19 protein-coding genes are annotated in these 22,103 nt (G+C 71.4%); 10 read left to right on the forward strand and 9 right to left on the reverse strand.

Going from position 1 to position 22,103, the window contains the following annotated elements:
* Positions 1 to 333: 333 nt before the first annotated feature.
* The gene (locus Ahu01nite_RS04705) at positions 334 to 927 is read right to left on the reverse strand and encodes a TetR/AcrR family transcriptional regulator (RefSeq protein ID WP_203835141.1); all 594 of its coding nucleotides are present in this window, start codon (positions 925 to 927) and stop codon (positions 334 to 336) included.
* A 68-nt stretch (positions 928 to 995) separates the two neighbouring features.
* Between Ahu01nite_RS04705 and Ahu01nite_RS04710 the strand changes: the two genes are divergently transcribed.
* The gene (locus Ahu01nite_RS04710) at positions 996 to 1,826 is read left to right on the forward strand and encodes an SDR family NAD(P)-dependent oxidoreductase (protein ID WP_239158614.1); all 831 of its coding nucleotides are present in this window, start codon (positions 996 to 998) and stop codon (positions 1,824 to 1,826) included.
* On the opposite strand, the gene Ahu01nite_RS04715 is transcribed toward Ahu01nite_RS04710, so the two are convergent.
* Positions 1,827 to 2,105 (reverse strand): hypothetical protein, encoded by a 279-nt coding sequence (locus Ahu01nite_RS04715; RefSeq protein WP_203835142.1) that lies wholly within the window; start codon positions 2,103 to 2,105, stop codon positions 1,827 to 1,829.
* Positions 2,106 to 2,181: 76 nt separating this feature from the next.
* Here Ahu01nite_RS04715 and Ahu01nite_RS04720 point away from each other — a divergent pair, with 76 nt between their 5' ends.
* From Ahu01nite_RS04720 to Ahu01nite_RS04735, 4 genes are all read left to right on the forward strand, one after another.
* Positions 2,182 to 2,547, forward strand: a complete 366-nt coding sequence (locus Ahu01nite_RS04720; protein WP_203835143.1) for a DUF2203 domain-containing protein — start codon at positions 2,182 to 2,184, stop codon at positions 2,545 to 2,547.
* A gap of 54 nt (positions 2,548 to 2,601) precedes the next feature.
* On the forward strand, positions 2,602 to 3,141 hold the full coding sequence (locus tag Ahu01nite_RS04725; protein ID WP_203835144.1) for a winged helix-turn-helix domain-containing protein: 540 nt from the start codon (positions 2,602 to 2,604) through the stop codon (positions 3,139 to 3,141).
* On the forward strand, positions 3,138 to 4,016 hold the full coding sequence (locus Ahu01nite_RS04730) for an MBL fold metallo-hydrolase (protein ID WP_203835145.1): 879 nt from the start codon (positions 3,138 to 3,140) through the stop codon (positions 4,014 to 4,016). The genes Ahu01nite_RS04725 and Ahu01nite_RS04730 overlap by 4 nt, the downstream gene beginning before the upstream one ends.
* A 182-nt stretch (positions 4,017 to 4,198) precedes the next feature.
* Complete coding sequence (locus Ahu01nite_RS04735) at positions 4,199 to 5,209, forward strand: LacI family DNA-binding transcriptional regulator (RefSeq protein WP_239158615.1); 1,011 nt, start codon at positions 4,199 to 4,201, stop codon at positions 5,207 to 5,209.
* A 20-nt stretch (positions 5,210 to 5,229) separates the two neighbouring features.
* Here the strand turns inward: Ahu01nite_RS04735 and Ahu01nite_RS04740 are convergent, their stop codons facing one another.
* The 5 genes from Ahu01nite_RS04740 to Ahu01nite_RS04760 form a co-directional block, all read right to left on the reverse strand.
* On the reverse strand, positions 5,230 to 6,093 hold the full coding sequence (locus Ahu01nite_RS04740) for an arginase family protein (RefSeq protein ID WP_203835147.1): 864 nt from the start codon (positions 6,091 to 6,093) through the stop codon (positions 5,230 to 5,232).
* 15 nt (positions 6,094 to 6,108) lie between these two features.
* The gene (locus Ahu01nite_RS04745) at positions 6,109 to 7,686 is read right to left on the reverse strand and encodes a sensor domain-containing diguanylate cyclase (RefSeq protein ID WP_203835148.1); all 1,578 of its coding nucleotides are present in this window, start codon (positions 7,684 to 7,686) and stop codon (positions 6,109 to 6,111) included.
* A gap of 34 nt (positions 7,687 to 7,720) precedes the next feature.
* Positions 7,721 to 8,113, reverse strand: coding sequence for an STAS domain-containing protein (locus Ahu01nite_RS04750; RefSeq protein ID WP_203835149.1), 393 nt, complete (start codon positions 8,111 to 8,113; stop codon positions 7,721 to 7,723).
* 68 nt (positions 8,114 to 8,181) lie between these two features.
* Entirely contained in the window at positions 8,182 to 9,981 is a 1,800-nt protein-coding gene (locus Ahu01nite_RS04755; RefSeq protein ID WP_203835150.1) for a bifunctional sugar phosphate isomerase/epimerase/4-hydroxyphenylpyruvate dioxygenase family protein, read from the reverse strand.
* On the reverse strand, positions 9,974 to 10,885 hold the full coding sequence (locus Ahu01nite_RS04760) for a shikimate dehydrogenase (RefSeq protein WP_203835151.1): 912 nt from the start codon (positions 10,883 to 10,885) through the stop codon (positions 9,974 to 9,976). The genes Ahu01nite_RS04755 and Ahu01nite_RS04760 overlap by 8 nt, the downstream gene beginning before the upstream one ends.
* Positions 10,886 to 11,108: 223 nt before the next feature.
* Here Ahu01nite_RS04760 and Ahu01nite_RS04765 point away from each other — a divergent pair, with 223 nt between their 5' ends.
* From Ahu01nite_RS04765 to Ahu01nite_RS04785, 5 genes are all read left to right on the forward strand, one after another.
* Entirely contained in the window at positions 11,109 to 11,747 is a 639-nt protein-coding gene (locus tag Ahu01nite_RS04765; protein ID WP_203835152.1) for a TetR/AcrR family transcriptional regulator, read from the forward strand.
* A 128-nt stretch (positions 11,748 to 11,875) separates the two neighbouring features.
* The gene (locus tag Ahu01nite_RS04770) at positions 11,876 to 12,073 is read left to right on the forward strand and encodes a hypothetical protein (RefSeq protein WP_203835153.1); all 198 of its coding nucleotides are present in this window, start codon (positions 11,876 to 11,878) and stop codon (positions 12,071 to 12,073) included.
* A gap of 52 nt (positions 12,074 to 12,125) precedes the next feature.
* Entirely contained in the window at positions 12,126 to 14,003 is a 1,878-nt protein-coding gene (nhaA, locus tag Ahu01nite_RS04775; protein WP_239158616.1) for a Na+/H+ antiporter NhaA, read from the forward strand.
* Positions 14,004 to 14,034: 31 nt separating this feature from the next.
* Entirely contained in the window at positions 14,035 to 15,099 is a 1,065-nt protein-coding gene (locus Ahu01nite_RS04780) for a LacI family DNA-binding transcriptional regulator (protein WP_203835154.1), read from the forward strand.
* Between the two features lie 160 nt (positions 15,100 to 15,259).
* Entirely contained in the window at positions 15,260 to 16,123 is an 864-nt protein-coding gene (locus Ahu01nite_RS04785) for a Cof-type HAD-IIB family hydrolase (protein ID WP_203835155.1), read from the forward strand.
* Here the strand turns inward: Ahu01nite_RS04785 and Ahu01nite_RS04790 are convergent.
* Positions 16,077 to 20,474, reverse strand: coding sequence for a HEAT repeat domain-containing protein (locus tag Ahu01nite_RS04790; protein ID WP_203835156.1), 4,398 nt, complete (start codon positions 20,472 to 20,474; stop codon positions 16,077 to 16,079). The genes Ahu01nite_RS04785 and Ahu01nite_RS04790 overlap by 47 nt on opposite strands.
* Positions 20,475 to 20,644: 170 nt before the next feature.
* Entirely contained in the window at positions 20,645 to 22,015 is a 1,371-nt protein-coding gene (locus Ahu01nite_RS50175) for an ROK family transcriptional regulator (protein WP_275411702.1), read from the reverse strand.
* Positions 22,016 to 22,103 lie beyond the last annotated feature (88 nt).

Raw genomic sequence — 22,103 nt, forward strand, 5'->3', positions numbered from 1 at the left:
GAATAGCAGATAGCGAGTATTCGGATAGCCATGAAGTGGTGGCGGATGGATCCTGGGAGGTGATCGTCGTGCTTACCGCGCCATGAGTTCGGTGGCCGTCTTGTTGTCATCGGCAGATTCGAGTAATCATGCTCGTATCGGTCCAAGGTCGATTGCACGGAGAGGGAGTTGACTCCGAGGTTGTTGTCCGCCACGCCGATGAAGAAGATCTATAAGTGGAGCCGGTTCCGCGAACATTTGGCACGCGGCGCTCGCGCGGTGTTGGCGCGTGGGGCCGGAAGACGCGAACCCTCTGGCACCCGATCTCGCGAACGAAGCCGATCCGGAGTGAGGTCAGGCGCGGGGGATGAGGGTGGCCATGGCGCGGTCGAGGGCGTTGGCGAAGGTGCCCTGGGTGCTGGAGGCGAGCCAGGAGTGTTGCGCGGCGACCAGGCAGCCGAAGGCCGACGCGGTGAGCGCGCGTGGCGTCGGGTCGTCGGCGGGGTAGGGGTTTCCGGCCTTTGCGGCGCGCTCGACCAGGACGGCGACGACAGCTTCCTGCATCAGTTGGAGTCGGTGCAGGTAGGCGGCGGACAGGGCTGGGGTGTCGAACACCATGCGGTGGATCAGCGCGGAGAGCTCCTGCTGGTCGCCGTAGTGGTCCACCACGTCGAAGACTCGGCGCAGGGATGTCCAGACCGGCTCGCCCGGCGGGCGGCGGCGTAGGACGTCGAGCATGTCGTCGACGGCGAGTTCGAGTTTGCCGACGACGATTTCTTCCTTGGTGGCGAAGTAGCGGAAGACGCTGCGCTGGGACATGCCCACGGCGGCCGCGATGTCGTCGATGGTGGTGGCGTCGTAGCCGCGTTCGGCGAACAGGGTCAGGGCCGCGTCGCCGATCTCGCGCTGCACTGCGCGGCGGGTGCGCTCCCGCAAATTCTCGCTCATGATGTGACAACAATAGCAGCCAAAGACAAGCTTGACAGTGACTGACAGGTTCGGCGTACGCTGACAGCATGTCTAAGACCATTGTCATCACCGGAGCCTCCGACGGGATCGGGGCGGCGGCCGCGCGGCAGTTGCACGCCAAGGGTCATCGCGTCGTTGTGGTTGGCCGCTCGCCCGACAAGACGCGGGCCGTTGCCCGCGAGCTCGGCGTGGCGTACCACCTGGCCGATTTCACCCGCCTCGGGGACGTGCGCACGCTGGCGGCCGAGCTCGATGCGGCGTACCCGCGGATTGATGTTCTCGCCAACAATGCCGGCGGTGTCTTCGGTGACCGGGTGAAGACGGTCGACGGGTTTGAGAAGACGTTCCAGATCAATCATCTGGCGCCGTTCCTGCTGACCGAGCTGCTCATGGACAAGCTTGTCGCGAGCGGGGCGTCGGTGCTGCAGACCTCGAGCATCGCTGCGCGCATCGGTGGCAAGGTGGTGCTCGACGATCTGGATCACGACCGGGACTACACGCCGGTCCGGGCCTACGGGACCGCCAAGCTCGAAAATATCCTGTTCACCAAGGAGCTGCACCGGCGTTACCACGACCGGGGCCTCTCCGCGGCGGCGTTCCATCCGGGCAATGTCGCGAGCAGCTTCGGCTCCGAGACCACGAGCCCGCTGATGCGGTTCATGACCGGGAACCCGGTCGTCCGCAGGTTCTACATCACCGCGGAGAAGGGTGCCGACCAGCTCGTCTGGCTCGCCGAGGGCCGCCCCGGCACCGACTGGGTCTCCGGCACCTACTACGAGCGGCGCAAGCCGGCCCGGCGGCCGAATCCGCAGGCCCTCGATGCTGCCCTGGCCCGTGAGCTGTGGGACCGCACCGAGGGGCTGCTCGCCTCGGTCTGATTAGAAGGGTGCCGGACCCTTGCCCACGAGAGACATCAGGACCTGGGTTGCCAGCAGGCGCCGGACGCCCGTGACATCCACCTCCCCGATCTCCTCGTAAGGCAACTCCAGGCGCAGTCCGTCACTTGCGTTGCGGACCTCCGTGCTCGCCTGGTCGGGGCGGAAAGAGCCGGTCCAGCCCTTGAGATCACCACGCTCGTTCGTCTTGAGCGTTGCCATGCCTGCCACGCGCGCGCCGTCGGTGAGGATCAGCGTCGCGGGGCCCGAGTAGGACGTCATGGGATGAACCGTAGCCGCTCGGGCCCGCACGGCACCTGTGGCAGTGATGTATTGCCCGGATGACAGACTGGCGCGCATGGCTCTGTTCACCGTCGCGGAGGCGCGCGCGGAGCTCGCCGCGCTGCTCCCGCTGCTCGACGAGATCGTGGTCGTCCGGGCCGATGTGGTCGAGCTGACCGCCGGCCTCAATCCCGGCGGCACCCCCACCGACCTGGGCGGTCTGCCCGAGCGTAAGGCCGCGGAGGCCCGCCTCGACGAGCTGATGACCCGGGTTCAGCAGACCGGCGCGGAGCTGAAGGGCATCGCACCGTTACTCGTCGACTACCCGGCCGAGCTCGACGGCGTACCCGTCCTGCTCTGCTGGTTGGAGGGCGACACCTCACTCGACTGGTACCACCGCCTCGACCTCGGCTTCGCCGGAAGACGCAGGCTCCCGGCCTGACCATATGCCAAAGAAAGCTTTGACAAATCCAGGTGTCAAAGTAATCTTTGGCATATGCGCGTTCCCGATCCGCAGGCGATCCGGGCCCTGACCCACCCGCTGCGGCTGAACCTTCTCGAACTGCTCGGGGCCACCGGCCCGGCGACCGCGGCGCAGTGCGGCCGGGTCCTCGGCGTGCCCCAGGCGAACTGCTCGTTCCATCTGCGCCAGCTCGCCAAGTACGGCTACGTCGAGGAATCGTCGCCCGGCCCCGATCGGCGGGAACGGCAGTGGCGCGTGGTGGCGCCCGCGCCCGATCTGCGCGTCGACGGCAGTGCGGCAGCTGGGCGGGAGCTCGAACGGCTCGTCGTCGAGCGCGAGACCGCGGCGATCCGGGCGTACGCCGATCGGGCCGCCGGCGAGGACGGCCTCGGCATGGTCGCTGCGGTTGCCTCGGTGACGCCGGAGGAGGCCGCCGAGCTGCGGGCCAGGTGGAAGGAGCTGCTCGAGCCGTACCTCGGGCGGGCCGACGGGGACCGGCCGGGAGCGCGCCACGTCCGGTTTTTCATGGCGGCCACGCCGTTCGTGGCCGGGGCCGAGGGGGAGAGGTCATGAGTTTCGACGTCACGTGGGGCCACGGCGGGCAGGATGATCCCGCGATCCAGATCCATCACTACGACGAGCGTACGGTCATCCTGCGGCAGAGCCGGGCGGTGAACTACGAGGCCCCGTTCCTGGTCCTGCTGATCGGCGACGAGCGGGCGTTGCTGCTCGACACGGGCGCCACCGCCGACCCGCAGCTGTTTCCCCTGCGGGAGACGGTCGACAACCTCCTTCCTGATGGGTACGAGCTGATCGTCGCCCACTCCCACCCGCACGGCGATCACGTCGCCGCTGACGGGCAGTTCGCCGACCGGCCGCGCACCACGGTCGTCGGGCACGGCGTCGACGACGTCCGGGCGTACTTCGGATTCGGCCCGGGCTGGCCTGCCGGCACCGCTTCGCTCGACCTCGGCGGACGGGTTCTGGAGATCTTCGGGTCGCCCGGGCACCACGCGGCGGCGATCAGCGTCTTCGATCCCCGCACCGGCCTGCTGCTCACCGGGGACACTGTCCTGCCCGGCCGGCTGTACGTCGCCGACGCCCCGGCGTTCATGGCCACCCTCGACCGCCTGGTGGAGGTCGCCGAGACCCGCGGCGTCACACACGTGCTCGGCTGTCACGTCGAGATGCGCAACCGGCCCGGGCGTGACTACCCGATCGGTGCGCCGCGCCAGCCGGACGAGCGCGCCCCGCAGATGACGGTCGACCAGTTGCGGGCCGTACGGGACGCCGCCCACGCCGTGCAGAGCCGGCGCGGGGTGCACCGCTTCGACGACTTCCTGATCTACAACGAGCCCCGCCGGATCGACAAGCTCCGTCTCATCGGGCGCGGTCTCGTCCACCAGGCCTTCTCCCGAATCGCCACCACCCGCGCCGGGGCGGCCTGACCTTCGCGTCCGGTAGCGCCGACCGGGCCTCGTCCTGAGCCGCCCGGACGCTCAGCAGCAACGCCGACAAGTCCATGAGTCACCCTTCCGTGGCTTCCGTTAACGGTCACGTGACCGTTAACGGGAGTCTGCACCCGGTGCTGCCCGGGCGTCAACCGGGTTCGGATTACGATGCGGGGATCGTGGAAGACAAAGCCGAGGACGAGCCCGGGGCCGGTGGTGCCGCCCGGCGGGTGACGCTGCGCGACGTGGCGAAGCTGGCCGGCGTCTCGCATCAGACCGTGTCGCGGGCCATCAACGACAAGGGCGAGATCGACCCGGAGACCCGCCGCCGGGTCCTCGAGGCGGCCAAGGAGCTGCGCTACCGCCCGTCCCGCTTCGCCCGCGGCCTGGTCCGCCCCGGGGCCGTCACGGTCGGCCTGATCGTCCCGGACGTGGTGAACCCGTTCTTCCCCGAGCTGATCGCCGGGGTGATCGACGCCGCCCAGGCCCGTGGCTGGCAGATCGTCGTCGCCAGCTCCCAGGACGACACCTCCCGCGAGCCCGGCCTGCTCCGCGGGCTCGCCGGCCAGGTCGACGCCATGATCGGCTACCTGTTCCAGACCGACGACGTCATCACCGCCGCGATCGAGGGCGTCCCGCTGGTCGTCATGAACCGGCGCCCGGCCGAGACGATCTTCGCCGCCGTCGACCTCGACGTGGCCCCCGGCGTGCACGCCGCCGTGGACCACCTGGTCGCGCGGGGACACCGGCGCATCGGGATGCTCGACTGCCCGCCGGCCTGCGACCCCGCCCGCCGCAGCGGGTTCCTGGCCGCGATGGCCGCCCACGACCTTCCGGCGGACGCGATCGTGGACGTCGAGCAGTCCATGGCCGGCGGCGAGACCGGGTTGGAGAAGTTGCGCGCTGCCCATCCCGGGCTGACCGCGGTGTTCGCTTTCAACGATCTGATCGCGCTGGGTGCGTACCGTGCGATCCGTCGCCTTGACCTGAACATCCCCGCCGACCTGGCCCTGGTCGGGTTTGACGGCCTCACCGTCGGCGAGATCCTCGACCCGCCCCTCACCACGGTCCACATCGACAAACGCAGGATGGGCGAGCTCGCCGTCGCCCAGGCCCAGCACCTGCTCGACGGCACCCGGCCCGACCCGGTCTTCCTGGAGACCCGGCTCCTCGTTCGTGGCTCGGCCTGACTCCGTCTCAGGCCGGGGTGCTACCGGTCGGAGCGGGCCAGGGTGGCCAGCAGGTCCACCACGTCGAGGGCTACGTCGCGCAGGCGGTGGTTGATGTCGTGGGCGGGGTCCCAGGAGGCGAGGGTTGCGGAGCTGATCCGGGTCTGGCCGCTGAGCTCGTGCAGGATGGCGCCGACGTCGGCGGGGAAGAGGCCGTCCGGTGCGGCGTAGCTGTTGGCCGGGGCGATGGACGGGTCGTACGCGTCGAGGTCCAGGTGGATGTGGACGGCGTCGACCCGGGCGGCGAGCGCGGTGACGGCGGCGGTGCTGTCGCGGGCCTGGGCGGCGTTGAGCGTGGTGATGCGGCTGTCTTTCAGTGGCCCGGCCTCGAGGTCGTCGAGGGCGCGGGTGCCGATCATCAGGACCCGGTCGTCGGGGATGGCGTGGAAGCCGGGGACGGACGCCGTCATGGCCGGCCAGCAGCGGCCGGTGATCATCGCGAGGGCCTGGCCGTCGAGGTAGGCGTTCGCGTCGGTGTCCGGGGTGTTGAAGTCGCCGTGCGCGTCGAACCAGACCAGCCCGAGGCGGGGCGCCGACGCTGACAGGCCCGCCAGTACGCCCAGCGTGGCGTTGCAGTTGCCTGATAGCAGCACGGGCACCTCACCCGCGGCCCGTGCGCCGGTCGTGGCGTCAGCGATCAGGCGGTGCAGTTCGAAGGATGTTTCCAGCTCGGCCTGCCACTCCGGTCGTACGGACAGGCTCTGTTCCCGCACGGGATGCCCGCGCCCGCGTAAGCGATCCGCTGCGCCGGAGAGGGCCAGGGGGCCCGCGCCCATGCGCTTCCCGTGGTGTCCCGAGTCGTACGGGGCCGACAGCAGGGCTATCGACTGGTGGTTGGCGGTCATGACCCAGGGTAAGGCTCAGCCGGCTACGACGAAGCGCGCCTTGCCGGCCTTCTTGGCGGTGTACATGGCCAGGTCGGCTTCGCGCAGGACGTCGTCGGCGTCGTTGCCGGGGTGGTTGAGGGCGATGCCGACGCTGGCGGTGACGCTGGCCGGGCCGGCATCGAGGAGGTAGGGGCGGCCGACCGTTTCGACGATGCGGGCGGCGGCGACGCGGACGTCGGCGGGGTCGGCGAGGTGTTCGGTGAGGACGGCGAACTCGTCGCCGCCGAAACGGGCGATGGTGTCGCCGGCGCGCAGGCAGGCGCTGAGGCGGCCGCCGACCTGGCGCAGGAGGTCGTCGCCGCCGGCGTGGCCCAGGCGGTCGTTGACCTGTTTGAAGCCGTCGAGGTCGATGAAGATGACGGCGAAGGACTCGCCGAGCTCGGCATGGGTGATCAGGGCCTGGGTGACGCGTTCGTGGAAGAAGCTGCGGTTGACCAGGCCGGTCAGGTGGTCATGGAAGGCGAGATGCTCGAGCTGGCTCTCGCGTTCGCGCAGGCGCTGCTCGACCTCCTCGCGGTGGGCGATGTCGCGGCGAAGCTCGGCGGTGGCGTGCTCGACCTGGGTGATCGCGCGGTTGCGGGCGCCGGCGAGGACACCGACCAGCACCGCCAGGACGAGCGAGATGCCGAGACAGGAGCCGATCGCCACCGTACGCAGGGTGTGGTCGGTCCCGCTCAGCAGATGCTCGGTGGGGTAGAGGGTGAGCCGCCAGACCCGCTGGCCCACGCTGATCGCCCGTTCGCGGACCAGGGCCGGGTCGGGGTTCTCGGCGCCCGCGCCGGTGCTGGCGATCACCATGGTGTCGGTGCCGGACGGGTCGTTGACGGCGACCCGGACGACGCCCTGGGAGTGGTCGCTGATCGTGCGGTCGAGGAAGTCCGCGCCGTGCACGCCCATCACGAGCCAGCCCCGGAACTTCCCGGTGCGGGTCTGCACGCGGGAGACCAGGCTGAACGACGCCTCGTGCCGGGTGGCGGCCTGCGCGCGATCCTTGAGCAGGACGTACGTGCTCGTGGCGGCGAGCGCGCCGCCGTAGCGCGCGGTGGCCAGGGCTTCGGCGAGCACGGGGACGGTGTCCACGTCCTGCCCGGGGTTGACCGGCACGCCGTCGGCGGAGCGGGAGTAGATGACGAACTCATGCGAGGTGCCGGGGCCGGCGGCCCTGAGGGTGAGGCCGATGGCACCGCGGACCCGCCAGTAGTTCTGGACGGTGGTGAGGTCCTTGCGGGCGACCTCGACGACGAACGACAGGCCACTGGCGCCGGGCAGGCGGTCGGCGTCGAGGCCGTCGGTGATGTCGCGGAAGTCGTCGCGGCTCAGGTCGCTCTGGGCGGCGACCGCCCGGGACATGTCCGCGAGGGTCGCGCCGTACCGGTTGACCTCGGCGGTCACGGCCGCCGAGACGTCGCTGGTGTAGCGGTCCATCGACTGCGAGGCGTAGCGCTGCTCGCTGCGGGTCAGGGCGTACCCGACGACCGCCGACACCACGCCGCCGGCCAGCAGCACGACGCCGACCAGCAGCACCGCCGTCCCGCGTCGGCTCCACCTCACACACTGCCCATCGGCACCGGGGCCGGAGAACTGATCACGTGGCGCGACGATGCGGCCAATCGGGCCTACCACGCTCGGCGGGCAACGGTACGACGTTCGGGCCGGACGGGGCCGCTCCGAACAGGTCGAGCACACCGGTGACGGTCAGCACCGTACGCACGACACCGCGCGCATTGATGATCTCCGCCTGTTTGCCGCTCTCCCGGGCGTGCAGGCACCCTTCGAGCAGCGCCCCGACCGCCTCCGAATCCAGGAACCGGGTCTCGTCCAGGTCCACCACGAACAGCGGGGCGGTGTTGTCGACGACCGCGTCGTGCAGCTCACGACGCAGCTCGTCCCGGGCGTCGCCGTCGACGTCGCCGAAGAGCCGGACGCAGACCTCGCGGCCGCCGTCAACCATGATCCGGGTGATGCCATAGTGCCGCATGGCACCTTTTGTAGCAGTAGGCCCGGAAACCGTACTTCTATAGTGCGCGGCGGTCCTTCTTTGCGCTTTTATGCGAGGCGATACTGCGCGGCCATGCGTACGGGAGTGTTCGCGGCGCCGTACCCGTCGTAGCCGTCGATGCGCTGGACCACCTCGAAGAACAGGCGGCGGCCGAGCATCGTGGTGAAGAAATGCAGGAACTCGCCGTCGTCGGTGCGGTCGTACAGGATGTTCGCTCCTCGCAGGCCGGCGAGGAAATCGGTGCTGAGGCCGGTGCGGGTGGCCAGGTCGGCGTAGTAGTTGTCCGGGATCGGCAGGATGCTCGCGCCGGAGTCGTGGACGGCGCGGGCGGTGGCGAAGATGTCGGTGCACGCGAACGCGACGTGCTGGTGCCCGGCCGACTGCGGCAACGGGTCACCGGCGAGGGCGGGGACGCTCAGCGCGAGCCGGACGGCGCCGCCGGGGCTCGTCATGGCGAAGCTGCGGACCAGGCCGTACGGGTCGGCGATCTCCACCGGGTCGTGCCGGCGCATGCCCAGCACCGACTGGTAGAACAGCGCCGCCTCCTGGGCGTGGTGGGCGGGCTGGGAGAGCGCGATGTGGTCGATGGCCGTGATCCCGGCCGCGCCCGGCAGGGGTGTTTCGAGCTCGCTGAAGTCGCCGAGCCATTCCGTGCCGCAGAAGAAGACCAGGGTGCCGTCGGGGGCGGTGATCGCGGTCAGCTCGGCCTCGCCGGGCCCGAAATTACGCGGTACGCCGGGAGCGAGCAACGCCTCGGCACGCGCGGCGGACTGCGCGGGATCGGCGCTGTCCACGGCCACCGCGGACACGGCGGCGTCACCACGGCGGCGGTCGGCCGGGGCCGGGCGGGCGGCGTTGACCAGGATCCGGGCGTCGCCCTGCTGCCAGAGGTGGACGGGCTTGGTGCGGTGCCGGGCGGCGCGGGCGAACCCCAGGGCGCGCAGCAACCGCTCGGCGGCGACCCCGCCGAGCGGGTCGACGGCGATCTCCGCGAACGAGAAGCCCCGCAGCGGCGCGGGCGGGGCCACCGGCGACTCCGGCAGGACCGCCTCCTCGAGCGCGATCAGCGAGCGCAGGGCGTCGGTGGCGGTCCGCTCGGCGTCGGCCTGCCGGAAGACGTCGTTGAACACCTCCAGCGACAGCGGGCCCTCGTATCCGGCATCGAGGGTGTGGCGCAGGAACCCGGCCAGGTCGAACGAGCCCTGACCGGGGAAGCAGCGATGGTGCCGGCTCCACTGCAGCACGTCCATCAGCATCTGCGGCGCGTCCGCCAGCTGCAGGAAGAAGATCTTGTCGCCGGGGATCTCGCGGATGCCGGCGGGGTCGTGCCCGCGCGACAGGATGTGGAAGCTGTCCAGGCACACACCGAGGCTCGGGTGCCCGGCGGCGGCGACCAGTTTCCAGGCATGGTGGTAGTCGTTGACGTGCCGTCCCCAGGCGAGCGCCTCGTAGGCCACCCGGCACCCGTGCCCGGCGGCGAGCTCCGCGAGCGTGTGCAACTGCTCGGCGATGAGCCCGTCGTCGCCGATGGTCCGCGGCGCGACGCTGGAACAGACGAGCAACAGGTCGGTGCCGAGCTCGCCCATGAGCTCGAACTTGCCCGCGGCCCTGCGGAGGTTGGCCCGCAACGTCTCCGGGCCGGCGCCCTCGAAGTCCCGCAGCGGCTGGTAGATCTCGATGCCGAGACCCAGGTCGGCACACATCGCCCGGATGTCGCGCGCCGGGCTCGCGGCGCTGATCAGGTCGGCCTCGAAGATCTCGACGGCGTCGAAACCGGCCCGCGCGGCGGCCGCGAGCTTCTCCTCGAGGGTGCCGCTGAGCGACACCGTGGCGATCGACTTACGCACGGTACGGCTCCTGTCGTGCCGGCTCTTCTGCTGCCAGTTCTTCTGCTGCCAGTTCTTCTGCCGCCAGGGTGGTGAAGTCGGCGGTCATCGCGGCCACGTCGGGCCGGTGACCGGTGAACAGTTCGAAGGCGGCGGCGGCCTGGTGCACGACCATCCCGCCGCCGTTCAGGGTGCGGCAGCCCAGCGCCGCCGCGGCACGCAACAGCTCGGTGCGCAGCGGGCTGTAGATGATGTCGGTGACCCACAGGCCGGGATGCAGCAGCTCCTCGGGGACCGGCAGGCCGGGGTGCGCGGCCATCCCGACCGGGGAGGCGTTGATCAGCCCGTCCGCGTCGGCGAGCAGGGTGCCGAGCCGATCGGGGGTGGCGCTGCGGGCCGGCAGCCCGCGTTCTCGCAGCGCCTGGGCGAGACCCTCGGCGCGGCCCTCGTCCGGGTCGATCAGGGTGAGCCGTCCGACTCCTAGACGGCTTATCGCGTACGCGACTGCGTGACCGGCGCCGCCCGCACCCAGCTGGACCACCTCGCCGAGCCGTGCCCCGGGCAGCCCCCGCCGGAACCCCTCCGCGAACCCGTCCCGGTCGGTGTTGTGCCCGGTGGCGCGCCCGTCGTGGAAGACCACCGTGTTGACGGCCTGCAACTCGGCGGCGCCGGGGGAGAGGGCGTCCAGGTGCTTGACGACCTCCTGCTTGCACGGGTGGGTGATGTTCAGCCCGCGGAAGCCGAGCCGCCGCGCGTCGCGGACCAGGTCGCCGATGTCGTCCGGGGCCGCACCGAGCGGCGTCAGGTCGATCAGCTGGTAGAGCAGGCGCAGCCCGAGGCGGTCGGCCTCGCGCTCGTGCAGGGCCGGGCTCAGCGACGCGCCGATACCGGCGCCGATGAGACCCACGAGGTAGCGCTCGGACATCGGCACCTCCCACTAATGTACGAACCAGTACGTTAGTTAGCACGTACGTTAGCCAGCGCGGGGGTGCGCGGTCAACGAGACGTTGCGTGGGACACTTCCAGCCGCGCACAACTAAGTTGTGTGCAATTTAGTTGTGCACAACTAAATTGCCCACAACTTAATTGCACGCAACCTAAATCGCGCCGGTAAGGGCGCGACCCAGTCGCGCCAGCAAGGAGGAGGCATGGACACCGGGCGCCGCCGGGACGCCGCTCGTACGCGGGCTGAGATTCTCGAGGTCGCGTCGGCCGAGTTCGCCGATCAGGGGTATGCCGGGGCGCGCGTGGACGAGATCGCGGCCCGCACCCGTACGACGAAACGGATGATCTACTACTACTTCGGTGGCAAGGAGCAGTTGTACGTCGCGGCGTTGCAGGCCGCGTATGGCCGGATCCGTGCGGCTGAGCAGGAGGTCGACGTCGCCCATCTCGGCCCGGTCGCGGCGATCAGGCGCATCGCCGAGGTGACGTTCGACCACCATGAGGCGAACCCTGACTTCATCCGGCTCGTCAGCATCGAGAATATCCACCGGGGTGAGCACATCGCTCGCATGCCCGAGGCCGACCTGGTCAGCCTCAATACCCCGGCGGTGGATCTGCTCGGGGAGATCCTCGAGCGCGGCCGCGGGCAGGGGCTGTTCCGGACGGGCGTCGACGCGCTCGACGTACACATGGCCATCAGTGCTTTTTGTGTCTTCCGGGTCGCTAACCGGCACACGTTCGGGGCGATTTTCGGCCGGGATCTCGTCGATCCTGACCGCCGGTTGCACTACCGCACGATGCTGGCCGATATGATCGTGTCCTACCTCTCCGCCGCTGAGTGAAGTAGCCGGTTTGCGGCCTGCCACATACCGGCTTGCCGATGTGCGGCCTGATGTGCGGCATAGTTCAGCGGTGTCTGGGTAGATCCCGATCCGTCCCTGCCCCCGATCCCAAGCTGGAGCCGCAAGACATGGTTCCCGAGAACCTCTCCAACCCGCAGTTCGTCGCCGACACCAGTCGCGACGAGGCGGCCCCGGACAACGCTCCGGCCGACCACAGCGACGAGAACATGGCGCGCCTGCGCCACCCGTTCGAGACGCAGGCCGCTGCGGCCCCCCGCGTTCCGGCCTCCGGCGTTCCGGCGCCCGTGGAGGGCAGCGCCGGCTGATCCGCCGGCCGTCGATCTTGCGCGGCGCGGTGTGGATCAGCACGCTTACCGCGTGAGCAATGCGATGCAGGGCCGGACCCCGTGGGCGCGGCAGCTCGGCGCTCCGTTGCGCGCGTTCCTGCGGACGGAGGCCGGCAGCGCCGGGGTGCTCGTCACCGCTATCGCTGCCGCCCTCGTCTGGGCGAACGTCGCGACCGGGTCGTACGAAGCGCTGTGGCACACCGAGTTCTCGGTGAACCTGGGCGCGTACGGCATCTCCGAGGACCTGCGTACCTGGGTCAACAGCGGCCTGATGACCCTGTTCTTCCTGGTCGTGGGGCTGGAGGCGCGGCGCGAGTTCGACCTCGGCGATCTGCGCGAGCGGCGCCGTTTTGTCCTGCCCGCCCTGGCCGGGCTGGTCGGCATGCTGATCCCGGTGCTGATCTACCTCGCGGTCACCGCGGGCGGGCCCGGCGCGCACGGCTGGGGTGTGGCCATGTCCACCGACACCGCGCTGGCCCTCGGCCTGGTCGCGCTGCTCGGCAGGGGCGTGCCCGACCAGGTACGCGTCTTCCTGCTCACCGTCTTCGTCGTCGACGACCTGGTGGCCCTCGTGGTCATCGCGCTGGTCTACAGCGAGGACATCGAGTTCATGCCGCTGGCCGTCGCCGTGGTCACCTTCGGCGTCTTCATCTCGCTGCGGGTGTTCCGGGTCAAGCGCAGCGCCGTGTACGCGCTCGTCGGCATCGTGCTGTGGGCGGCGATGCTGGCCAGCGGCGTCGACCCCGTGGTGGCCGGGCTCGCGATGGGGCTCACCGCGGTCGCGTACACCCCGGCCCGGGAACGGCTCGAGGAGGCCAGCGGGCTGTTCAAGCTGTTCCGCGAGCAGCCGACCCCGGAGATCGCCCGTTCCGCCGCGATCGGGGTCATCGAGACCCTGTCACCGAACGACCGGCTGCAGCGACGGTTCCACCCGTGGTCCAGCTACGTGATCGTGCCGCTGTTCGGGCTGGCCAACGCGGGGATCACCGTTGACGGCGGTTTTCTCGTCCGGGCGTACACCTCGCCGGTGACCTGGGGGGTGATCCTGGGTTATCTCGTCGGCAAACCGATCGCGGTCGTCGGGGTCTCCGCCGCGCTGACCTGGATGAGCGGGGGCCGGATCCGGCCGGGGGTCGGCTGGGCCTCCGTGCTCGGCAGCGGCACCATCGCCGGCATCGGGTTCACCGTGTCCCTGCTCATCGCGGCGCTCGCCTTCGAGGGTCCCGAGCTCGCCGAGGCGAAGATCGGCGTCCTGACCGCGGCGGCCGGCGCCTCGGTGCTGACCTGGGCGGTCTTCCGGGCCACCCGGCTGCTGCCGAAGCAGCGGCGGGCGCGGGCGCTGCTCGGTGACACCGAGGGCATCATCGACCTCATCCCGGAGGTCGACCCGGAGCGCGACCACTGCCGGGGCCCGCTCGACGCGAGCGTCACCGTGGTCGAGTACGGCGACTTCCAGTGCCCGTACTGCGGCCAGGCCGAACCCGCCGCCCGCGCCCTGATCGTCGACGCCGACCTGCGCTACGTCTGGCGGCACCTGCCGCTGACCGACGTTCACCCCCTCGCCCAGCTCGCCGCCGAGGCCGCGGAGGCCGCCGCGGAGCAGGGCAAGTTCTGGGAGATGCACGACCTGATGCTCGACGACCAGGACCACCTGCGGATCATGGACATTCTCCGGTACGCCGACCAGCTCGGCCTGGACGTCGACCGCTTCCACGACGAGCTGATGGACCACACGTACGCCGAGCGCGTCGCCCAGGACGTCGACTCCGCCGACCTGAGCGGGGTCTCGGGCACCCCGACGTTCTTCATCAACGGGCGGCGCCACTACGGGGCGTACGACGTCGCCACCCTCAAGGAAGCCGTGAAGGCCGCCCGGATCCGCAGCTCGTTGTCGCCAAAAGTGCCCTGAGCAGCGGCTTTCGGGGGATAACCTGAGCGCGATGGCCGGAAATCGGGCGCCCACGATCTACGACGTCGCCCGCCGGGCCGGTGTGGCGGCGTCAACTGTGTCGCGCGCGTTCTCCCGCCCGGGACGGGTCGCCGCGGGCACCGCCGACCGGATCCGGGCCGCCGCCACCGAGCTCGGCTACCGGACGAACCCCGTGGCGCGGGCGACGGCCACCGGGCGTACCTCGATGATCGCCCTGATCGTCACCGACGTGACCGACCCGGCCACCGCCGAGCTGCTGCGCGGTGCCCAGGAGGCCGCGGGCGCCGCGGGATTCACGACGGTCGTGTCCGACGCCCAGGACGACGGCGTGCCGCAGCGCGAAGCCCTCGAACGGGCACTGTCCACGGTCGACGGCGCCGTGGTCGCCGCGCCGCACGCACCCGACACCGCGCTGCGCTCGCTGGTCGCCCAGCGCCCGGCGGTCCTGCTCGACCGGATGCTGGACGGGCTGCCGAGCGTGGTCCCGGACATCGCGGACGGGATGCGGCGGTTGATGGCCCACCTCGGCGAGCTCGGCCACGAGATGGTCACCTATGTCGCGGGGCCGGCCGACGCCTGGGCGGACGGGATGCGCCGGCGGGGCCTGCGCCAGGCCGGCTGCGAGTACGGCGTGCAGTCGCGGCGCATCGGGCCGTTCCCCGCGACGATCGCCGGGGGGATGACCGCGGCGGGGGAGCTGCTGCGGCGGCCCACGACGGCGGTCATCGCCTATGACGACCTGATCGCGATCGGACTGATCCGGGCGCTGAGCGCGCGGGGGATCCTCGTGCCGCAGGAGGTGAGCGTGGTCGGGTTCGGCAACGTCGCCGCGTCCGCCCTGATCACGCCCGGGCTCACGACGGTGGCGTCGCCGTTGCGGGCGATGGGGGCTCTGGGCGTACGAAATCTGCTGGGTCTGCTTGATGGCTCGGGGTCTGCCGCCTCCGAGGCGTTGCCGGTGCGGCTGGTGGTCCGGGGGTCGACCGCGCACCGGCGGCGCAATCCCGCGTCGGCCGGGCGGGGATCGCTCATCGTGTCCGGCGCGGGGTCGTACCTGCCGGTCGCCACCCTGTGACCGACCGACTTCCTTGTCTCTGAACGGGTTTCATCCCAGCAACCTAGGATGCTGTAGCGGGTGCGGCGTGGCTCACCCGGCGGTAATGCGGCGCCGGGGCCTCGACGGGCGGTCAGTAGCGTCGGGGATTCTGGTGGCCGGGCCTTGGTAAGGGGAGTTCATGACCGCAGCGGTGACGACGGCCGACGCTCTGCCGGACGGGCCGGCCGATCTGCGGCTGGTGGTCGCGGACATGGACGGGACGCTGCTCGACGAGCACGGGCGGGTGCCGGACGGGTTGTGGCCGCTGCTCGACCGGATGCGGGAGCGTGGTGTGGTCTTCGTCCCGGCGAGCGGCAGGCAGTACGCGACGCTGCTGCGGGACGTCGCGCATGCTGCGGAAGGGATGCCGATCATCGCGGAGAACGGCAGCTACGTGGTCCGCGACGGGGTCGAGCTGAGTTCCGACATGCTGGGCGCCGACTTCGTACGGTCAGTGGTCCTCGCCCTGCGTGCCCTGGCAGAGGCCGGCGCTGACCTCGGTGTTGTGGTCTGCGGGAAGCGGTCCGCCTATATCGAGCGCACCGACCGGCCGTTCCTGGACGAGGCCGAACGGTACTACGCCGCGCTGCAACCGGTTGCCGATCTGCTCGCCATCGGGGACGACGTGCTGAAAATCGCGGTGTACGACTTCGGGAACGCCGAGCGGGACACCGCCCCGCACCTCACCCGGTTCCACGACGGCACGCACCGCGTCGTGGTGTCCGGGCCGCACTGGATCGACCTGATGAGCGCGACCGCCGACAAGGGTGCCGCGGTCCGCCGGCTCCAGGCCGAGCTGGGCATCACGGCGGCGCAGACGGCGGTGTTCGGCGACTACCTCAACGACCTCGAGATGCTCGACGCGGCGGACCTGTCGTTCGCCATGGCCGACGCCCACCCGGAGGTCCTGCGCCGCGCCCGCTACCGTGCGCCTTCGCACCGCGACCACGGCGTGGTCACGGTGCTCGAGCACCTTCTGGGTCCGGACCCCATGGCCCTGTGATCCGGTTGAGCACCTCGCTGTAGTGGTGCCGTTTGTCCGGCCGTGCGTGGTGGGCCGCGTACGTGAGGGCGGATGCCGCGGGCGGTCCGATGTGGACGAGGGCGTCGGCGGCGGTCCGGCGGACGGTGGCGTGTGGATGGGTGAGCAGGCCGACGACGGCGGGGATCGCGGGCTCGTAGGCCGCGTGGCCGACGGTGCTGATCGCTGAGCGGACCACATCGGGTTCGGCGTCGTCGAGCAGGACCGCGGTGTGCCGTAGGTAGGTCGGGCGGTCCAGGAGCTTGCGGCCGACGCGGTGGGCGTGCAGGCGGATCCGGGACTCGCGGTGGTGCAGGAGCTCGGCCAGCAGGTCTTCCAGCTCGGGGTCCAGTGCCGCGTTGCTGTCCTCGAGGGTTTCGGCGAGGGCGGTGAGCGCGCGGCGGATCTGGTCCGGGTGACCGGTGCGGATCAGGGTGATCAGCCCGGGCCGGGACGGGTCGCGGCTCACCGCGTCGGCCTGGGGTCGCTCCTGGAATGCGGCGACCTTGCTGCCCGCGAGGGGGCCGTCCACGAGGATGATTTTTTCGGCGAGGTCGTCGCGTCCTTCGGCGTGCAGGCGCCGGCAGGTTTCGGTCAGGGCGGGAGTGCGGAGCAGGCTGCGGCCGATGATGAGGTCGAGCAGCCCCCACGCTCCGGCATCGAGGCGACTGCGGAGGCTCTCGGCGATGGTGTCGGCGAGTTCGGGGAACTGGCGCAGCGTACGTTCGGCTGATGCCCGGGTTGCGGGGGCGCCGTGTTCCGACCATTCCAGCAGCATCGGGAGCAGCCGCTGCAGGCCGGCGGGGTCGAGGTGGAACGCGGCGCGGGCCACTCGTTCCTGGACGGCGTCGCCGGCTCGTAGCTCGGTTTCGTCCATGGTGGTCAGGGCTTGGGCCAGGCTCGGGGTGATCGTCACGTCGGCGCGTCCGTGCAGGAACGCGCGGAGCACGGCCTGGGTGGTTTCCGGCTCGGGCCAGTCCCGCAGCGCTGCGGCCGCGGCGCTGCGGCGGGCCGGGTCGGGTGCGTCGAGGGCGGTCAGGAGCCGCTCGCGTTGCGCGGCTGATCGGGGCTGGTCGAGGTCGCTGTCCTGTGGTGTTCGTGGGACGTCGGTGGGCAGGTGGGTGTTCTCGGTGATCGTCCAGGCCGGTGCGTCGAGGGGCTGCAGGGCCTCTATGCGGTCGAGGAGCGCGGCCCGTTCGTCCTGGCTGGTCGACGGGAATGCTTCGATAAGCGCGTTGAGGTGCTCCCGGGAAGTCGTCGTGGTGACGGCGAAGGCGTCGCGGAGCAGGGCGGGTTCGGCCAGCCAGGGGTCGGGGCCGAACCGGGCTGCGGCCAGGGCGTGCTCGAGGTCGGCGCGGGTCACGACCGCGCCGCACCGGCGGAGCAGAGGCAGCGTCGAGCGGCGTCCGGCTGCGGTGGGCGGGAGGGCGCGGAGGCGGGTGACGATGTCGAGTGCCTGGGCGTCGAGGCCCGGCGCGACCGCTTCGAGTGCCTCGAGGAGATCGTCGCGATCATTACCGGTGGCGCCGGCGAGGCCTTCGACAAGCGTGCGGGCAGCCCGGGTGAAGACGCTGATCTCGTGGGCAGACCACGGCGCGGGGCAGATCCGCAGAGCGAGCCGGAGGGCGGCCGGGACGACCTCGGCCAGGTCCAGCCAGTCGGCGAGCATCGGCCGGAGCCGGGTGAGGTGGCCGGCGCTCAGCGGATGGTCCATGACGCGCCGGGCGATCTCGGTGTCCCAGCCGTCCAGGGCGAGGGCGTCGACGTCGTGGTCGCTCCGGTTGCCGGCAGCCGGGTCCCGTCCAGCCGGTGCGGCGATGCCGTACGCCGTCAGTTGCGCTGAGAGCTCCTCGACGGTCCCGGAGGCGAGGCTGATCCGGCCCGCGGCGACCAGCGTGAGCAGGGCGGGTGCGATCGGGGAACCCTGCTGGGCGAGGGCGTTGACCGATCGTGGCGACAGCGCGCAGCCGAGCCCGTCGAGCAGGAGCTCGCGGGTGCGGTCGTCGGGGGCCTGTTCGGCGGCGGCCAGGACGGTGGCGGGGTAGGCGTCGGCGAGGATCGCGCGGAGTGCCTCGATGAGGGTGGCGCGCAGGCCCGGGTTGTCGTGGTGGCCGAGCCAGAACAGCAGCTCGGGCACCACGGCCGGCGTACCCGCGTCGACCAGGACCGCGGCGGCGGTCTTCTTGATGTTCATGGTGGGATGGCCGAGACACCTCGCGATCGCGGGTGCTGCCCAGCGGGCCTGGAGGTGACCGAGCGCGAGCAGTGCCTGCCGGACCGTCTGAGCGTCGCGGGCGGCGGTCAGCACGATCAGGCTTGCCGACAGCGCCTCGGCATCGTCACCGGTGGTGTCGGCGGCCAGAACGGCGATCACCTGCTTGCGGACGTGGCGGTCACGGTGCCGCAGCAGCCGGTGGACCCGGGCGCGGGTCCCGGCGTACGGGGCCTGCTGCAGCATGGCGAGCAGGACCGCCTGCTCGCCGGGGGCCAGCCCGGGGCGGTCCAGCAGGTCGAGCACGATGGTCGCGACGAGTGCGTGGCCCGCTTCGTCGGCGGTGCCGGCCTCGCGCAGGCAGAACGGCCGCAGCTTTCCGCGGTTGTGGAGACGGGCGCCCAGCCCACGGATGGCGGCCACGACGTCATCGGGATCGCCGGGCTCGTCGGACGCCGCGAGGTCCGCCACGATGCGCACCAGGAGCTCGGCGATGGTTTCCAGGGTGGCCGCGTCGCCGTTGCGGGCCAGCGCGAGCAGCGCCTCCACGGGGCTGCCGGGTTCGAACCCGGCGCTCAGCACGGCCAGTTCCCCGCGGTCGGCCGCGCCGAGGTCCGTCGCGATGCGCCGGGGAAGATCGCGGGGGTTGAGGCGGGCGAGGATCGTTCGCCGCCGGTCAGGATCGTCGGTGAGATGCCACAGCAGTTCAAGGGCTTGGTTGCGTACGGTACGCAGGTGCGGCGCGATGACCGTGCCGAGCCCGTCCTCCAGCGCCGCCACGGTGAGCCGGCCGCCGATGGCCTCGAGAGCGTCCAGCGCCGCCGCGGGGGCCCGTGGCAACGCGTCGATGACCGCCGCTTCGGCCGGGAGGTGACGCAACGCGCGGATCGCGGCCAGGAAGGGCTCCGGGCGTGACGCCGCAGGAAGCAGGCCGGTGACCGTTTCGCCGGCCGGAAGGTCGTCGCTTCCCTGCCGGGCGAGGCCGACCAGCAGCTCCAGGCGGCGCGGCCACATCGCGTCGTCGTCGGCCACCAGCGCGCGGAACGCCTCGTGCCGGCACGTGAACATGATCGTGGCAGCGTCGCTCGCGGTGATGCTGTGATCGGCGAGCGCCAGGTCCACGATCGATGCCGCGTCGTCGCCGCTCGGGAACAGGCCCCGGCGGTGCATCGAGCGCAGGCACGTGATCGCCGATTTCCCGTACAGCAGCGGGTCCGTGGCCGCGATGGCCATGACGGCGGGAATGTCGTCGCGGGCGGCTGTCTCCCCGAGCACCTGCAACGCTCTCTGCCGGGATCGCGGCGGTACGGCGTCGTCCACGACGATGTCCCGCAGAAGATCGCCGTGACCGTGTCGGGCCGCGACCGTCACCGCGGCATCGATCCCGGCGGGTTCCGCTGCCAGCTCCGTCGCGCGGAGGAACGGCGTCAGGCGTTCCCGGGGGAACGGAGCGAACGCGGCCCACGGCTCGGCGAGCTCCCGCAGCGCCGCGACGGCCACACCGGTGTGCGGGGTGTCGAGCAGGTGGCCGATGTGCTCGCGAGCCCGGTCGGGTGCCAGCAGCGCGGCGTGGAGCGCCTCGCGGGCCAGTCGCAGTGCGGCGTCGCTTAGCACCGGGTCCCTGCTCGCCGCCAGCTCACGGATCAGGTCGTCGGGGTGAGGGGCGTCGGCGGCGGTGAGTCCCTCGACGGCCTGGTAGAGCAGCTCCGCCACGGGCTCGTTGCGTACGCTCTCCGGCTGGTTGAGGATCTCGGCCCGTAGCCAGGCGATCTGCACGCGGGCAGGGAGCCCGGCGCCGCGCCACCGGGGGCGGCGCTGCCGCGGGACGTGCCGCCAGAGCACCTGGTGGATCCGGGCCAGGGTGAGCGCTGTCTCCGGCGGCCCGTCCAGCGTCTGCGGGAGGAGCCCGGCGAGTTCGGCCCGCTCGGATTCGTCGTCCCGGGACATGGCGATCCGCGCGGCGAGCCGTTCCAGGCCCCAGTGGCGCAGTCGCGGGTCGTCCTGGCGGACGAGCAGCTTCAGGACGGCCGGTGTGCACTCCTGCACGCCGAGATGCGCGGAGAGCCAGACGAGGTCGCCACGCCGCACCGCCTCACGAACCTGTCCGGTCACTGAACTCATAGCGGCCGATGGTAGGACACCGCCACCGCTCCCCGATGTCCCGCTCGGGTGACGGAGGTTCCAGCGGGTGGCAGCTGCGGGCTGGACCAGCGGGGGACAGTGCTTCGGCGGGCGGAAGCTGCGGGCCGGCTGGTGGCGACGGAGCTTCCGGCGGCGGCTGCAGGGCTGGGCTAGCCAGCGACGGAGCTTCCGGCGGACGGCGGCTGCGGGCCGGGCTGGTGGGTGGCGGCGGCGACCACGGCGGTGCGGAGGAGGGCTACGGCTTCGGTGCGGGCGCCGGTCAGGGCGGGTTCGGTGGGGATGGTGGCGGGGTGGACCGGGACGGGGCGGGGGAGGTGGGCGACCACGGCGGTGATGGCCGAGAACAGGGCCGGGTGGGTGCCCCAGGAGCCGCCGATCACGATCGCTGCGGGGTTGGTGAGGGCGACGATCGCGGCTGTCACGCCGCCGACGGCGCGGGAGATGGTCGAGCGGACGGCGGTGGCCTGTGCGCCGGGGGCCGTGGCGGTGGCGATCAGGCGGGCGGTGTCGATCGCGGTGGAGGTGGCGATGCGCAGGCCCAGTTCGCCGAAGACCTGGATGAACGTGGTGGCGTTGCCGTGCGGGCCGTTGGTGACCAGGTGGGAGATCTCGCCGGCGAGGCCGTCCGTGCCACGGCGGACCTCGCCGTCGCTGACGATCGCGCAGCCGAGACCCTCGCCGAGATGGAGATACGCGAAGTCGGCCGGCTGCGCGAGCCCGGGTTCGCGCCCGGGATCACGGGCGGCATCGCGCCCGGCATCGAACCCAGCGTTGAGGGCGGCATTTGGCCCGGTGTTGAGTCCGGGATCACGCCTGGCGTTGAGTCCCGCATTGAGCGCGACGTCGGGCCCGGCGTTGAGGCCGGCATTGAGTTCCGCGTTGAGGGCGGCGTCGGGGCCGGCGTTGAGGGCGGCGTCGCGTTCGGCGCGGGCTGCCCAGTTGACGTCGTTGTCGACGGTGATCGGGCCGGTGACGTGGGGGGTGAGGACGGCGACCGGGTTGAGGTCGCCGAGGAGGAACGGGGCGTCGGGGAGGCGCATGATGCGGCCGGTGTGGCGGTTGACGGGGTCGGCGGCGCTGACGACGGCCAGGCGGGAAGGGAGGTCACCGCTGCAACCGGTGACGGCCGTGTCGAGGGCGGCGGCGATCTGGCCGGGGGTGGCCGGGGTGTCGAGCGGGTGGGTGGCGCGGGCGAGGGTCTCGCCGTAGACGTCGATGCGTTCGGCGATGACGCCGTCCGGGCCGATGCTCACCGCGAGGGCTGTCCCCGCCGAAGCTGTCAGCGCGTAGTAGGAGCCCACCCGGCCTCGGCCGCGTCCGCCGGGGGTGCGTTCGCCGGTGTCGGCGAGCAGGCCGAGCCCGGTGAGGCGGCGCACGCTCTCGCCGATCGTCGGTTTCGAGATGCCGGTTTCGGTGGACAGCTCCGCCCTGGTCAGGCGGCGGTGACGCATCAGGCCGCGCAGGACGTGCTCATCGGTGAGGGTGCGCAGCAGGTCGAGGGACGGCTTGGCGGGATCCACCCGACGATTCTAGGCAGGACTCTTGCCTTGAACGTGGCCGACCCGTACCGTGCTCTAAATAAGGAGACCTCACTAGAAGGAGTCGCCG

Origin of the sequence: Winogradskya humida (assembly GCF_016862215.1) — a bacterium.
GTDB classification, from domain to species: Bacteria; Actinomycetota; Actinomycetes; order Mycobacteriales; family Micromonosporaceae; genus Actinoplanes; species Actinoplanes humidus.

Excerpts from the sequence above, each read along its gene's own strand:
- Ahu01nite_RS04750 (WP_203835149.1), bottom strand. The coding sequence starts at position 8,113 with ATGCGGCACTATGGCATCACCCGGATCATGGTTGACGGCGGCCGCGAG.
- Ahu01nite_RS04740 (WP_203835147.1), bottom strand. The coding sequence starts at position 6,093 with ATGACCGCCAACCACCAGTCGATAGCCCTGCTGTCGGCCCCGTACGAC.
- Ahu01nite_RS04780 (WP_203835154.1), top strand. The coding sequence starts at position 14,035 with ATGGCCGGAAATCGGGCGCCCACGATCTACGACGTCGCCCGCCGGGCC.
- Ahu01nite_RS04720 (WP_203835143.1), top strand. The coding sequence starts at position 2,182 with ATGGCTCTGTTCACCGTCGCGGAGGCGCGCGCGGAGCTCGCCGCGCTG.
- Ahu01nite_RS04765 (WP_203835152.1), top strand. The coding sequence starts at position 11,109 with ATGGACACCGGGCGCCGCCGGGACGCCGCTCGTACGCGGGCTGAGATT.
- Ahu01nite_RS04785 (WP_203835155.1), top strand. The coding sequence starts at position 15,260 with ATGACCGCAGCGGTGACGACGGCCGACGCTCTGCCGGACGGGCCGGCC.
- Ahu01nite_RS04770 (WP_203835153.1), top strand. The coding sequence starts at position 11,876 with ATGGTTCCCGAGAACCTCTCCAACCCGCAGTTCGTCGCCGACACCAGT.
- Ahu01nite_RS04710 (WP_239158614.1), top strand. The coding sequence starts at position 996 with ATGTCTAAGACCATTGTCATCACCGGAGCCTCCGACGGGATCGGGGCG.
- Ahu01nite_RS04725 (WP_203835144.1), top strand. The coding sequence starts at position 2,602 with ATGCGCGTTCCCGATCCGCAGGCGATCCGGGCCCTGACCCACCCGCTG.
- Ahu01nite_RS04790 (WP_203835156.1), bottom strand. The coding sequence starts at position 20,474 with ATGAGTTCAGTGACCGGACAGGTTCGTGAGGCGGTGCGGCGTGGCGAC.
- Ahu01nite_RS04730 (WP_203835145.1), top strand. The coding sequence starts at position 3,138 with ATGAGTTTCGACGTCACGTGGGGCCACGGCGGGCAGGATGATCCCGCG.
- Ahu01nite_RS04705 (WP_203835141.1), bottom strand. The coding sequence starts at position 927 with ATGAGCGAGAATTTGCGGGAGCGCACCCGCCGCGCAGTGCAGCGCGAG.
- Ahu01nite_RS04715 (WP_203835142.1), bottom strand. The coding sequence starts at position 2,105 with ATGACGTCCTACTCGGGCCCCGCGACGCTGATCCTCACCGACGGCGCG.
- Ahu01nite_RS04760 (WP_203835151.1), bottom strand. The coding sequence starts at position 10,885 with ATGTCCGAGCGCTACCTCGTGGGTCTCATCGGCGCCGGTATCGGCGCG.